At 72.2% G+C, this 12,880-nt stretch carries 10 protein-coding genes; 9 read left to right on the forward strand and 1 reads right to left on the reverse strand.

The features are described 5' to 3' along the window. Positions 1 to 40 precede the first annotated feature (40 nt). Positions 41 to 946 (reverse strand): factor-independent urate hydroxylase, encoded by a 906-nt coding sequence (gene pucL / locus AC559T_RS16445; RefSeq protein ID WP_020459844.1) that lies wholly within the window; start codon positions 944 to 946, stop codon positions 41 to 43. A 749-nt stretch (positions 947 to 1,695) separates the two neighbouring features. Between pucL and AC559T_RS16450 the strand changes: the two genes are divergently transcribed. The 9 genes from AC559T_RS16450 (at position 1,696) to AC559T_RS16490 (ending at position 12,854) form a co-directional block, all read left to right on the forward strand. Beyond that, complete coding sequence (locus AC559T_RS16450; RefSeq protein ID WP_498869298.1) at positions 1,696 to 3,123, forward strand: L,D-transpeptidase; 1,428 nt, start codon at positions 1,696 to 1,698, stop codon at positions 3,121 to 3,123. A 225-nt stretch (positions 3,124 to 3,348) separates the two neighbouring features. Further along, positions 3,349 to 4,497 carry a phosphatase PAP2 family protein gene (locus AC559T_RS16455; protein ID WP_498869299.1) on the forward strand — a complete coding sequence of 383 codons (1,149 nt, stop codon included), beginning with the start codon at positions 3,349 to 3,351 and terminating at the stop codon, positions 4,495 to 4,497. A 335-nt stretch (positions 4,498 to 4,832) separates the two neighbouring features. Continuing rightward, positions 4,833 to 6,059, forward strand: coding sequence for an OmpA family protein (locus tag AC559T_RS16460; protein WP_498869300.1), 1,227 nt, complete (start codon positions 4,833 to 4,835; stop codon positions 6,057 to 6,059). A gap of 240 nt (positions 6,060 to 6,299) precedes the next feature. Next, the gene (locus AC559T_RS16465; RefSeq protein ID WP_498869301.1) at positions 6,300 to 6,701 is read left to right on the forward strand and encodes an encapsulin-associated ferritin-like protein; all 402 of its coding nucleotides are present in this window, start codon (positions 6,300 to 6,302) and stop codon (positions 6,699 to 6,701) included. Further along, entirely contained in the window at positions 6,698 to 7,528 is an 831-nt protein-coding gene (locus AC559T_RS16470; RefSeq protein ID WP_020459849.1) for a family 1 encapsulin nanocompartment shell protein, read from the forward strand. Before AC559T_RS16465 ends, AC559T_RS16470 begins: the two co-directional genes overlap by 4 nt. Before the next feature lie 271 nt (positions 7,529 to 7,799). Continuing rightward, complete coding sequence (locus AC559T_RS16475) at positions 7,800 to 7,994, forward strand: (2Fe-2S)-binding protein (RefSeq protein WP_248832888.1); 195 nt, start codon at positions 7,800 to 7,802, stop codon at positions 7,992 to 7,994. 204 nt (positions 7,995 to 8,198) lie between these two features. Beyond that, the gene (gene bfr / locus AC559T_RS16480; protein ID WP_498869302.1) at positions 8,199 to 8,672 is read left to right on the forward strand and encodes a bacterioferritin; all 474 of its coding nucleotides are present in this window, start codon (positions 8,199 to 8,201) and stop codon (positions 8,670 to 8,672) included. A gap of 139 nt (positions 8,673 to 8,811) precedes the next feature. Further along, positions 8,812 to 11,316, forward strand: a complete 2,505-nt coding sequence (locus AC559T_RS16485; RefSeq protein ID WP_498869303.1) for an MMPL family transporter — start codon at positions 8,812 to 8,814, stop codon at positions 11,314 to 11,316. Beyond that, the gene (locus AC559T_RS16490) at positions 11,283 to 12,854 is read left to right on the forward strand and encodes a DHA2 family efflux MFS transporter permease subunit (RefSeq protein ID WP_498869304.1); all 1,572 of its coding nucleotides are present in this window, start codon (positions 11,283 to 11,285) and stop codon (positions 12,852 to 12,854) included. Before AC559T_RS16485 ends, AC559T_RS16490 begins: the two co-directional genes overlap by 34 nt. Positions 12,855 to 12,880 lie beyond the last annotated feature (26 nt).

Here is a 12,880-nt window from a genome sequence, read left to right on the forward strand (position 1 = left end):
GCTCAGGCGAAGCCGGCCGGCTCAGCGGGAACAGGGCGGCTCAGCAGAAGCCGGGCGTGCCGTACCAGGCGGCGGGGGCCTCCGGGACGTCGTCGCGCCGCACCGTGCCCTCGATCCGCCCGTAGGGACGGTCCGCGGCCAGGTAGACGGTGTTCGGGTTGTCCAGGCCGAACGGTTCCAGGTCGACCAGGAAATGGTGCTTGTTCGGCATCGACATGCGAATCTCGGCGACTTCCGGGAAAGCGGTGAGGACGGCCTCGCCCATCTGGTGCAGGGTCTGCTGCAGCGCGAGGCTGTGCTCGGCCGCGAAGGTCTCGACGAGCGCGCGCGGTATCCCGGCGGCGAGACGCGCGAAGTCGGCGCCGGACATGCCGTCCGCGTCCAGGTAACGCCACCGCGCTGTGACCTCGGTGGCGAGGATTCGATCGGACGTCTCGGCCAGGGTGGTGTACCGGTCGCGCGGGAATCCGTGGAACTCCGAGCCGGTTGACCTGAGAACGACCAGCCCGGCGAGTCCGGACACGGCGTGGACGGCGTCCGCCTCCACCGTGACCACGGTCGTTCGTGTTCCGCGTCCCGACCGGACGAAGGAGTGGTCGTGTTCCCGCCCGTCGACCGTGATCCGTTCCCACTCGTGCTGCTCGATCTCGATCCGCGCCCCGGTGATCCAGTCGGCGGTGGTCGTGAAATGCCGTCCCAGCCGGCTCGCGAACTGTTCGATCTCGCCTACGCCGCCTTCCCGGGCGAAGGCGTACACGACGTTCTTCTGGGTGTCGGTGGTGAGAACGTGGCTGTTGTCGCCGCGGGTGTGGGCGGCGGTGAAGTCGCCGCGCAGCGCGGTGGAGACCGTCAGGTCGGTGATCCGGTGCGCCGGTGTGGACCGGTCCACGTGGACGAGCCGTACCTCGGCCTTGCCGTACTGGTTCGGTCCGAGAACGATGGCCATGAGCACCTTCCGTGATCGAGCGGGGCGGGCCGGCCGGGGCCGTGGCGCACCGGCCGTGGCGGTGCCACGGCCCGGCCCCGACCGCCGGACGCCCCATTCTGGTGCGACCGCGGGTGCGGTTCGGTTGGGGGACCGTTTCGGCGCCGTTTCCCGATCGGGCGCGGCTGATCTCTCCCGGGTGGGCCCGCCGTCCCGGCGGATGGCAGCCGTGGAGCGCGCGTTCGGGCGCCGGCCGGTGGGCCGGTGCCGGCGTATCCGTCGCATGGCACGAAAGGCTGGCTTCGTTCCGTGATTTTTGTGGCACTTATCGTTGCCATCGCTGTCTGATTACCGACAATGTGGCGGTGAGGGGCTTCCGTGCCGGGCCCGGTGCAGCCTTGGCGCGCAACGTCGGATAAGAGTCGTGCGTCGGATCAACCGGCGTGGGAGGGGTTTATGGCAGCTAGCCGGAGAGTGTCGCTCTCCGCAGTCGAAGTATTGACGAAAAGTAGTTGTCCGGCGAGTGCGGTGGGGTTTTCCCGTGATCGACGGGACGTGGTTCTGGGCTGTGGGTACGGTCCGCTCGTGAGTGGTCGAGCGAGCGCACATTCTGCTTCCAAGACGTCGCTTTCCGTGGTGACATCGCGTTTCGTCATCCCCGCACTCCGCGCGGTGTCCGCAGGTCACGGCGGCCCGCTGTCCGGCAAGCCACGAACCGGCGCGATGCGTTGCCCCGCCTCACCGGTTCGGTCTTCGGAAGTAGGCCACGCATGTCCCGCTCGATGATGAGCTTGATACGCGCGCCCCGAGGCGCCGTTCCGTCCGGTTCCGGTTCTGATCAGGATCGGGCCTCCGACCGGAGGTGCTCGCCCGCCACCCGCCGTCCGCTGGTCCGGCGCCGGTCGGAGGCCGTGCGGCCCGCCGGGATCATCCGGTCGCGGCTCGCCGCGGCCTCCGGCGTGCTCGCCGCGGCCGTGGTCCTGGCTTCCTGCTCCTCCGGGGGCGGCGGGGGCGCCGGCCCGGCCCAGAACGAGCCACCGCGCCCGGCCGTGCCGACCGTGACGGTGACCCCGGCCGACGGCGCTGCCGGCATCGCGCTCACCGAGTCGATCGTGTTGAAGAGCAACGCGCCGCTGGCGTCGGTGACCGTGGCCCGCGGCGCGAGCCCGACGGAGAAGACCGACCCCGGCACGCTGGAGGGGACCTTCTCCGCCGACCGCCGGACCTGGACGTCCGCGGGTGGGTTGTTCTCCGACACCCGCTACGACATCCAGGCGGCCACCGCGCCGGTCCAGGGGCTGGACGGCACCAGGAACATCACGTCGAGCTTCACCACCGGCGTCCCGGACAAGGCGTTCAAGGTGTCGTGGGAGCCGGTCGCCGGTCAGACCGTCGGGGTCGGCGCCCCGATCAGCCTGACCTTCAGCGCTCCGGTCAAGGACCGCGCGGCGGTGCAGAGCCGCCTGGCGGTGAACGCCGACCCGCCGGTCCTCGGCGCCTGGAACTGGATGTCGGACCGGATGGCCGTGTGGCGCCCGCAGCAGTACTGGGCGCCCGGGACGAAGGTGCACGTGGAGGCCAACCTCGCGGGCTTCGACTCCGGCACCGGCTGGATCGGGGTCAAGGACCGCTCGATGGACTTCGCGATCGGGGCCGCCCAGATCAGCAAGGTCGACGCGGCCACCCACGTGATGCAGGTGTTCCAGAACGACCAGCTCGTGCGGACCATGCCGATCAGCGGTGGCAAGCCCGGGTTCCTGACCATGGAGGGCCCGCACAACGTGCTGGGCAAGGCCCCGATGGTGATCATGGACTCGGCGACGGTCGGCGTGCCGAAGGGCCACCCGGAGTACTACTACGAAGAGGTGCAGTGGGCCGTCCACTACACCAGCGGTGGGCAGTACGTGCACTCCGCTCCGTGGTCAGTGGCGTCGCAGGGCCGGGCGAACGTCTCGCACGGGTGCGTGAACGCCTCCCCGGCGGACGCGCAGTGGTTCTACAACTTCAGTCAGTTCGGCGACATCATCGACATCAGCAACACCGGTCGCCCGGCGGATACCCGGCAGCTCGGCACTGAGTGGTCCGTCCCGTGGGACATCTGGAAGGCGGGCCGCGCGCGGCCCGTTGAGCAGCCCGCGGCCCGCGGTGCGCTGGCGGGCGCTGCGCCCGGCGCGGGGCTGCCCGCCGGGCGGACCTGACCGGCAGCCGCCCCCGCACCGCGGGGGGGGGCCCCCGGAGGACCGACGCCGGGCCCACCCGCCCTCGTCGTTCGAGATCTGCCGTCCGTGATTGGCTGGACGGCGCAAGCTGGACGGGGTGACGATGGCGGACGGACCGGAAGTCGAGGCGTGGTGGATCGGACGAACCGGGACAGTCGTGCGGAACGGGAAGCTCCAACGGACCCGGACAGTCACGCGGCCCGCGTGGATGAAGCGGACCGTGCCGGCCTGCCGGAGGAGAACGATCTGACGATTCCGAGCGACGGGGCGGCTCGGAGTGGCGGGGCCGCTACCGCCGGCGGGGTGGCGCGGAGCGACGGGACGGATCGGATGGACCGGGGGGAGCGGGTGGACCGGGAACGTCGCGCGGAGGCGCCGGCGGGCCTGCCGACGCCTCCGGGGACAGGCCGGTTCCGCAACCCGGCGACCGGCCTGCCCAGGCTGTGGGTCGAGGCCGTCGTCCTGGTGGGGCTCTACTACGTCTACACGGCCACCCGTGGCGTGGCGGGCTCGTCGGTCGGCGCCGCGACCGACATGGGCTGGGACATCCTCCGCCTGCAGCAGCACCTGCACCTCGACATCGAGCTCAGCCTCAACCGGTGGCTGCAGAGCATCCCGCCGCTGGCGGTCGCCTCCTGCTACTACTACTCGACCCTGCACTTCGTCGTCACGCCGGCGCTGCTGGTCTGGATGTACCGTCGCCACCCCGGCCGCTACATCCGGGCCCGGTGGGCCCTGGTCTTCACCACCCTGATCTCGCTGTGCGGCTTCTTCCTGTTCCCCACCGCCCCGCCCCGGCTCCTGCCTGGCACCTCGTATGTCGACACGATGTCGCACTTCGAGGGATGGGGATGGTGGAGCGGCGGCGCCAGCGCCGCTCCGAACGGCCTCGAGGGGCTGGCCAACCAGTACGCGGCCATGCCCTCGCTGCACTGCGCGTGGGCGCTGTGGTGCGGCTTCATGCTGGCCCGTTTCGCCCGCACACCCCTCGTTCGAATGATCGGCTGTCTCTATCCCGCTGCGACCGTGTTCGTCGTGATGGCAACCTCGAACCACTACATCCTGGACGCCGTCGCCGGCTGGGCGGTGCTCGGCGTGAGCACGCTGCTCTCGCTGGCCATCACCGCCCGCGGCCGACGCCGGCCGGCTGAGGCTCCGCCGACTCCCGCTCCGGCCACCGCCGCGGTGCACCGGCCTGCCGCGGTGCATCTGCCCGCCGTGGCGAAGACGGCGACGGTCGACGTGGCGACCGCCGACAGGGCCGCCGCCGACAGGGCCGCCGACAGGGCCGCCGGGACCAAGGTGGCCGGGCGCCCGGGCCTGGAGCCTGACGTGGGCCAGGCCTCGGGCTGACCGGGAGCCTGGCTCAAGGCTGGTGGCTGGGGGTCGGCGGCCCGCCGGGCCGCGGGTAGGCCCTGCGGGCGGGTGGCGTTCCGTGGCCGTCCGATCGGTAGTTTTTTCGCTGCCTTCCCCCGGTGCGTTCCCGATGTCGGGGATGTGCGAAAGTTGCTTTGCGCTGCGATGATCCGCGTCGCCGGCCGGGTTGCCGGGCGTCTGGCCGGGTCGGCGCCGCGCCCCGGGCGGGCTCCTCGTGATCCTGCTCGGCACGGCTACAGATCATCCCGCACGACAGTCCCGTCCGACAGGCCTGTTCCACCGTCCCGTTCGACATCGAGCACGGAGCATCCATGTCCTCGCCCGCGGTGGCGTTCCCGCGGCGCCCCCGTCTGGTGGCGTTCGCCGTCTCGTTGATCATCGCCTGGCTGCTGCTCGGGCTGGGGGCGCTCTGGCTGCGGCGCGGGCCGATCGAGAATGACCTGACCGGCCGGGCGGCGGACGCCGTCCGCTCCGCGGGCGCCACCCAGGTGCGGGTCAGCGCCGAGGGCCGGGAGATCGTGCTGCACGGCCGCTTCGACAGCGCCGAGGACGCCCGCCGGGCGGCGGCGGCGGCCGCCGTCTCGGGCAGCAGCTCCGTCCGGCTGGCCGCGGACGCCGTCATCGCCTCGGAGCCGGCGCAGCCCCTCGTGGTCGGGGTGGAGCAGCGCGCCGGCCGGGCGCCGGCCGGGGTGGTGCTGAGTGCGACCGTGCCGGACAGTGCGACCCGGGCCGCCCTGCTGGGCGCGGCGGCGGACGCCGCCGGCGGCGTCGTCTCCGCGACGGTCACGGTCGACCCGCGGGTCGCGACGCCGGCCGTGGAGGCGTTCGGTGACGTGGCGAGGGCGTTGGACACCGGGCCGGGCGTCCGCTCGGTGACGATCGACGGCTCGTCGGTCGTGCTGTGGGGGAGCGCCCCCGACGACGCGGCACGGGCGTCGATCGGGGCGGCGGTCCTGGCCGCGGCCCGGCAGTCGATCCCTGGCGCGTCCCTGGAGAACCGGCTTGCCGTCGGCTCGGGCGCGACCGTGGCCCTCGACCCGGCGACGGGCGAGATCCTCCGGCCGGCCGCGCCGGCCCCGGCCACCGCGCCACGGTCGGCGCCGACCCCGGCCCCGGCGACCGCGCCGGCGCCCGGCACGACCGGCGGCGCCGGGCGGGCCGCCGCTGGCAGCGCGGACAGCACCCGGGCGGCGCTGCGGGCGGCGCTCGACGGCACTGCCCTCACCTTCCCGGTGGGTGACACCGTCCTCGGCGCCTCGACGCGCTCCGGTCTGGACAAGGTGGCCCGCGCGTTGCTGCCCGGTGACCTGACGGTGATCGTCGGCGGGCACACCGACAGCACCGGTCCGCGGGCCCTCAACCAGGCGCTCTCGATCGACCGGGCCCGCGTCGCGCGCGAGTACCTGGTGATGCGGGGGGTTCCCGCGGAGCGGATCCGTGCGGCCGGCTTCGGCCCGGATCAGCCGATCGCGGACAACGCGAGCACGTCCGGCCGCGCGGCGAACCGCCGGGTCGACGTGACACCGGTCGCCGACTGACTCCTCCGAGCACCGAACACCGAGGACGTCCGAGCCCGCGTCTGGCGAACGTCCGCAACCGCTGTCCACCGGAGGTCCGGTAGGTGTCCAGCGGAGGTCCTGCGAGCGTCCGCCGGGGCTCCGGCGAGCGCCCGGTGACGAACAAAGTTGGACGTATCGCCTCATATCGGGACGTCGACTGTTCGTGAACCGATGCCGTCCCGGCGGGTTGGTGGGGCCGGGCGTGGTAGGTAGTGCCGTATGGGCGACTCAAGTATGGGGCTACACGAGCCGGCGGACGCGCTCACGCCCGGCGTCGTCGATCGCCACCGGGCGATCACGTCGCTGATGGAAGAGCTGGAAGCGGTCGACTGGTACGACCAACGGGTGCAGGCGGCCACGGATCCGGAGCTGGCCGCGGTGCTGGCGCACAACCGGGACGAGGAGAAGGAACACGCGGCGATGACGCTGGAGTGGCTGCGTCGCCGCGACCCCGTCCTCGATTCGCAGCTGCGCACGTATCTGTTCACCTCGGTCCCGGTCACGGAGGTCGAGGAAGAGGCGATGAGCGACGAGGGACCCGACGGCGACGCGGCCGCGCGCGCCACGGAGCCGGTGGACGGCTCGCTGGGGATCGGTAGCCTGAAAGGTGTGAGCGAGTGAACCATCTTCTGCGTGGGCATGCGCCCCTGAGCGAGGAAGCCTGGAAGGCCGTCGACGAGGAGGCCCGTTCCCGCCTCACGACCAACCTCGCCGCCCGCAAGCTCATCGACTTCGCCGGACCGCACGGGTGGGCGTACTCGGCCACGCCGATCGGCCGGGTGACGGCGCTGCAGGCGCCGCCGGGGGAGGGCGTGCGTGCCCGGCTGCGCCGGGTCCTGCCCGTGATGGAGCTGCGGGCGGCGTTCTCCATCGACCGCGGCGAGCTGGACGCGATCGACCGCGGCGCGGACGACATCGACCTGTCGGCGCTGGAGGAGGCGGCCCGCCGGGTCGCCACGACCGAGAACTCCGTCGTCTTCCACGGCTACGCCGAGGCGGGGATCATCGGCATCACCGAGGCGTCGTCCCACCCGGTGCTTGAGCTGGGGGCCGACACCGACAGCTACCCGCGCACGGTCGCCAAGGCGGTCGCCCTGCTGCGCCGGGCGGGTATCGGTGGGCCGTACGGGCTGGCCATCGACCCGGACGGCTACACCGCGATCCTGGAGGCCACCGAGCACGGCGGCTATCTGCTGCTCAACCATCTCAAGCAGATCCTCGACGGCCCTGTGGTGCGGGCTCCGGGGGTGCGCGGCGCGGTGGTGCTGAGCCAGCGGGGCGGTGACTTCATCCTCGAGTCGGGCCAGGACCTCTCCGTCGGCTACTCCTCGCACACCGCCGAGGAGGTCGAGCTGTACCTGGAGCAGAGCTTCAGCTTCCGGGTCACCGAGCCCGACGCGGCGGTCGCGCTGGTGTCGAGCACGGACCGTCCGGCCAGCCAGGCCTGAGTCGCCAGGCCTCGACGGTGGCCGCTGGTTGTGCGCAGCGTTCGCGTGATGGCGAATCGCGTGCCCGGCGGTCACTGTCGGTCCCGCTTGCTAGCGGTAGGTGTGTGAAGTAGGTAAGGCTCTCTTGCGTCCGGTGCCCGTTCCGTGGCACTCTATCGATAAGGGAAGCCTTAGCTAAGCCTGATCCTTGGCGCGACGGAGTTTCCCGGAACGGCGAAGAAACGTTTGCCGGCGGCTCCGACGCCGGCCAGTCCGGGCGTGGTGAGGTGCGGTGCTGGTCTGCTCATGCTTTGCTGTCTCCGACCGGACGCTACGGAGCGTCATCGCGTCGGGCGCCTATGACGCTGACGAGATCGGTGCGAGGTGCGACGCCGGCACGGGATGCGGCGGATGTCTCGAGGAGATCGACGAGCTGCTCGACGAGGCGATGTCGCGTCGGCGGTGTCCGGTTGCCAGATCAGCCTAGTGACCCACCGGGGCCTTCTGGGATGTGATCTCGGTGGCCCGGAGTGGATCTCCGCCGCCGGCCGCAGGGCCTCCCGCACCACTCGCGAGCTTGCGTCGCGGAGTGGTCGGGTTCGTCTGCCGCGCCGGTGACGACATCGCTGCCGGACGTCGGCCGAGTCGTCCCGGGGGCGGCTCCGGGCGACCCTCGCGGAGGTAACCGGCGGTGCGTGGCGACGAACAGATCGTCGAGAGCCTGAACGCTGTTCTGACGAACGAGCTGACCGCGATCAACCAGTACTTTCTGCATTCGAGAATGCAGCGTAACTGGGGATATCGGTACATATCAGAGCGTTACTACCACGAGTCGATCGATGAGATGAAGCATGCGGACAAGCTCATCCACCGCGTGCTCTACCTGGGCGGACTGCCCAATCTCCAGCGGCTGCACACGCTGCGTATTGGTGAGACCGTGCCCGAGCAGCTGGGGCTCGACCGCACCCACGAGACGAACGCGGTCGACACGCTGCGCGAGGCGATCGTGCTGAGCCGCACGAAGAACGACATCGGCTCGGCCGTGCTCCTGGAAGAGATCCTCACCTCCGAAGAGGAGCACATCGACTGGCTCGACTCCCAGCTTGAGCTCATTTCCCAGCTCGGCGCGACCGAGTACCTCTCCCAGCAGATCCGCGAGGACTGAGCCGGGCCGGACGGTGACGGACAGGAGGCGGGGCGCGGCGTACGGCCGATGAACGGTACGCCACAATGCCCCGGACCACACCTGTGTGCGTCCGTGGGGGCGGCCGCGCGGGTAGGCCACCTGCATCGAGGACGGCGAGATGAGCGACAAGGGTGGAGCCCAGCCGACGGAGACCGACGAGTCTCACGCCGTGCCCGGCCCCCGGGACGACGACCACTCGGGTGGCACGGCGGCCTCCGGGCCGGCCGCGCCCGCCGAGGGGCCGGCCGACAAGGCCGCGGCCGACACCGCGGCGCCCGACAGCACGGCGCCCGATGCGGCCGGTCCCGCCGCGGTGAGCGCGGCGGACAAGCCCACGCCGCCCGAACCCACGCCGGCCACCCCTGCGGCGTCCACGCCCGTGCCGGCGTCGGATCTGCCGGCCGGGGCCGTCGCGGCGGTGGCCACCGTCGACGGAACCGGCGGTGGCCGCGCGCGGCGGCCGCGGATTCTCTACCTGTTCGCGGGCCTGGCGGTGCTCTGGCTGCTGCTGGGCATGTTCGGCGGCCAGTACCAGGCCAAGCTCGCCGAGGTGCAGAAGAACGACAACGCCGCGTTCCTGCCCGGGTCGGCCGAGTCGACCCGGGTGGCGGACGAGTCGGAGAAGTTCCGGTCCGTCCAGACGCTGCCGGGATTCATCGTCTACCAGCGCGAGAGCGGCCTGACCGCCGCCGACAAGGCCAAGATCGCCGCGGACGCCGAGGCGTTCCGCGCCGTCCCGGGCGTCGACCCGGACCAGTCCGCCGATCCCCAGTTCTCCACCGACGGTACCGCCGCCAACGTCTCCGTCCCGCTCGTCGGCAAGAAGGGCGACGTCGAGGTCACCGGCGACGAGCTGGTCGACGTCGAGAACGCGGTCGTCGACATCGCGAAGAAGGACGTCCCCGACGGCCTGACCGTGCACAGCGCGGGGCCTGGTGGCCTGCTGGTGGCGTTCATCGAGGCGTTCGAGGGCATCGACGGCGTGTTGCTGCTCGCCGCCGGCCTGGTCGTGATCGTGATCCTGCTTGTGGTCTACCGGAGCCCGGTGCTGTGGTTCTTCCCGCTCTTCAGCTCGGTGCTGGCCCTCGGGGTCTCGGTCCTGATCATCTACCCGCTGGCCAAGCATGACGTGCTCACGCTCAACGGGCAGAGCCAGGGCATCCTGTTCGTCCTGGTGATCGGCGCCGGCACCGACTACGCGCTGCTGCTGGTCAGCCGGTACCGAGAAGAGCTGCACACCCACGCCAGCCGAGTGGAGGCGATGATCACCGCGTGGCGCGGTGCGGCGCCGGCCATCGCGGCGTCGGCCGTCACGGTCGTGCTCGGCCTGCTGTGCCTGTACCTGGGCGAGCTGAACTCGAACAAGAGCCTCGGGCCGGTCACCGCGATCGGCATCGCCTGCACCGCGCTGGTGATGTTGACCTTCCTGCCGGTGTTCCTGGTGCTGTGCGGCCGGTGGGTGTTCTGGCCGCGCATCCCCCACTTCGACCAGCAGGCCGACCTGGCCAGCCACGGCGTGTGGGCGCGCTTCGCCGGCGGGCTGGTGCGCCGGCCGCGGATGGCCTGGGTCTCCACCGCGATCGTCCTGCTGGCCTGCGCCGGCGCGATGACGACGCTCAAGGTCGACGGCCTGTCGACGACCGACAGCTTCACCAACGACCCCGACGCGATCCTCGGCCAGGAGATCTTCGACGCGCACTTCAGTCAGGGCTCCGGCGCGCCGGCGGTGATCACCGCCAACGTTGACCGCAAGGACGAGGTCATCGCCGCCGCCGAGAAGGTCCCGGGGGTGTCCACCGACCCCGGGGCGGTGTGCGTCCAGATCGACTACGCCAAGGTGGCCCGCGCGATCGCCACGGGCAGCCCGCAGCTGCGGCCCGGGGCGGACGGCTGCCTGCCCGCCAGCCTCCAGGTCTCCGAGGTCGACGGGCGGATCGCCGTTGAGGCGACGATCACCCACCGTTACGACACGCCCGAGGCCTACGACACGGTCAAGGCGCTACGGGCCGCGCTGCACCCGATCGCGGGCGCCGACGCCCTGGTCGGCGGGCAGTCGGCGATCAACTACGACACCCAGCAGGCGTCCGCGCACGACCGGAACCTGATCATCCCGATCGTGCTGGTCGTCATCCTGATCGTGCTCGGGGTGCTGCTGCGGGCGCTCGTCGCGCCGCTGCTGCTGATCGCCACCGTGGTGCTGTCGTTCGCTGCCACGCTCGGCGTGAGCGCGCTGGTGTTCAACCACGTCTTCGGCTTCGCCAACGCCGACCCGGGCTTCCCGCTGTTCGCCTTCGTGTTCCTGGTCGCCCTCGGCATCGACTACAACATCTTCCTGATGACCCGGGTGCGGGAGGAGACCCTCGAGCATGGAACACGGTCCGGCATCGTCCGCGGGCTGTCCGTCACCGGCGGCGTGATCACCTCGGCGGGGGTCGTGCTGGCGGCGACCTTCGCCGTCCTCGGGGTGCTGCCGCTGGTCTTCCTCGCCGAGGTCGGGTTCGCGGTGGCCTTCGGCGTCCTCATGGACACGATCGTCGTCCGCTCCATCCTGGTGCCGGCGCTCAGCTACGACATCGGGAAGAAGATCTGGTGGCCGTCGAAGCTGGCGAAGTCGGCCGACTGACCCTCGCCGGCCGCCAGGGACGCTGGGTCGTCGCGGCGGCGGTGCTGGGCTCCGCACTGGCGTCGATCGACGCGACCGTCGTCGGCATCGCCCTGCCGGCGCTCGGGCGCGCGTTCGACGCCGACCTTGCCGCCCTGCAGTGGGTGGTCAACGGCTACGCGCTGGCGCTCGCCGGGCTGCTGCTCGTCGGCGGCTCGCTCGGCGACCGCTACGGGCGGCGGCGGGTCTTCGCGGTCGGCGTGGTCTGGTTCGCGCTGATGTCCCTGGTGTGTGGGCTGGCACCGAACGTGGAGATCCTCGTCGCCGCCCGGGCGCTGCAGGGCGTCGGCGCGGCCCTGCTCACCCCGGCCAGCCTGGCGATCCTGCAGGCGTCGTTCGACGAGGCCGACCGAGGCCGGGCGATCGGCGCGTGGACGGGGCTCGGCGGGGTGGCCACGGCCGCCGGACCCTTCCTCGGCGGCTGGCTCATCGAGGCGTTCTCCTGGCGGCTGATCTTCCTGATCAACCTGCCGCTGGCCGCGGTCGTGGTCGTGGTCGCGGTGCGCCACGTCCCCGAGAGCCACAACCCCGACGTCCGCGGGCGGCCCGACCTGTTCGGCGGCGCCCTGGTGACCGCCGGTCTGGTCGGCGTCGTGTTCGCGCTCATCGACGGCCCGGCCAGCGGCTGGACGTCCGCCCCGGTGCTGGTCGGGCTGGTCGGCGGGGTCGCGCTGCTGGCCGGGTTCGTCGCCCGCGAACACCGGGCGGCCGACCCGGTGGTCCCGCTGGAGATGTTCGCCTCCCGGCAGTTCACGGCCGCGAACGCCGTCACCTTCCTGCAGTACGCGGCGCTGGGCGGGGCGCTGTTCCTGCTGCCGATTCAGCTCCAGCAGGTCAGCGGCTTCAGCCCGCTCGCCGCCGGGACGGCGCTGCTGCCCGTCACCGTGATGATGCTGCTGTTCTCCGCGCGGGCCGGCGCGCTGGCCACCCGGGTCGGGCCGCGGCTGCCGATGACGGTCGGCCCCGTCGTCGCCGGCGCCGGCCTGCTGCTGGTCACCCGGGCCGGCCCGGACGCCTTCTACCTCACGGACGTCCTGCCCGGCGCCGTCGTGCTGGGCCTCGGGCTCGCCACCTGCGTGGCCCCGTTGACGTCCACCACGCTCGCCGCGGTGCCGGCGCATCATGCCGGGGCGGCGTCGGCGGTGAACAACGACGTCGCGCGCACCGGCGGCCTGGTCGCCGTCGCCGTGCTGCCCGCCCTCGCCGGGCTGGGTGGCACCGCCTACCTCGACCCGGCCCTGTTCGACCGCGGGTTCCGCCGGGCGATGGTCATCTCGGCGCTGGTGTGCGCGGCCGGCGGCCTGGTCGCCGCGCTCGGCATCCGCAACCCGCGCCGGCCGGCCACCGAGCTGCCGGCGGCGGAGCGGGCGTCCGCGCGGATCGGGCGGCAGGCGGGGGAGCGGGTCTGCTGCCCACTGGACGCACCCGGCCTGCGGGCCACACCGGGCCCGGGGTCCCCCGCGGGCCCGCCCGCCGTCCCGGGCGGGCCCGCCGGCTGACCTCGGAGCTGACCTCGGAGTGGAAT

The organism is Frankia sp. Hr75.2, assembly GCF_949319125.1.
Classification (GTDB): domain Bacteria; phylum Actinomycetota; class Actinomycetes; order Frankiales; family Frankiaceae; genus Parafrankia; species Parafrankia soli.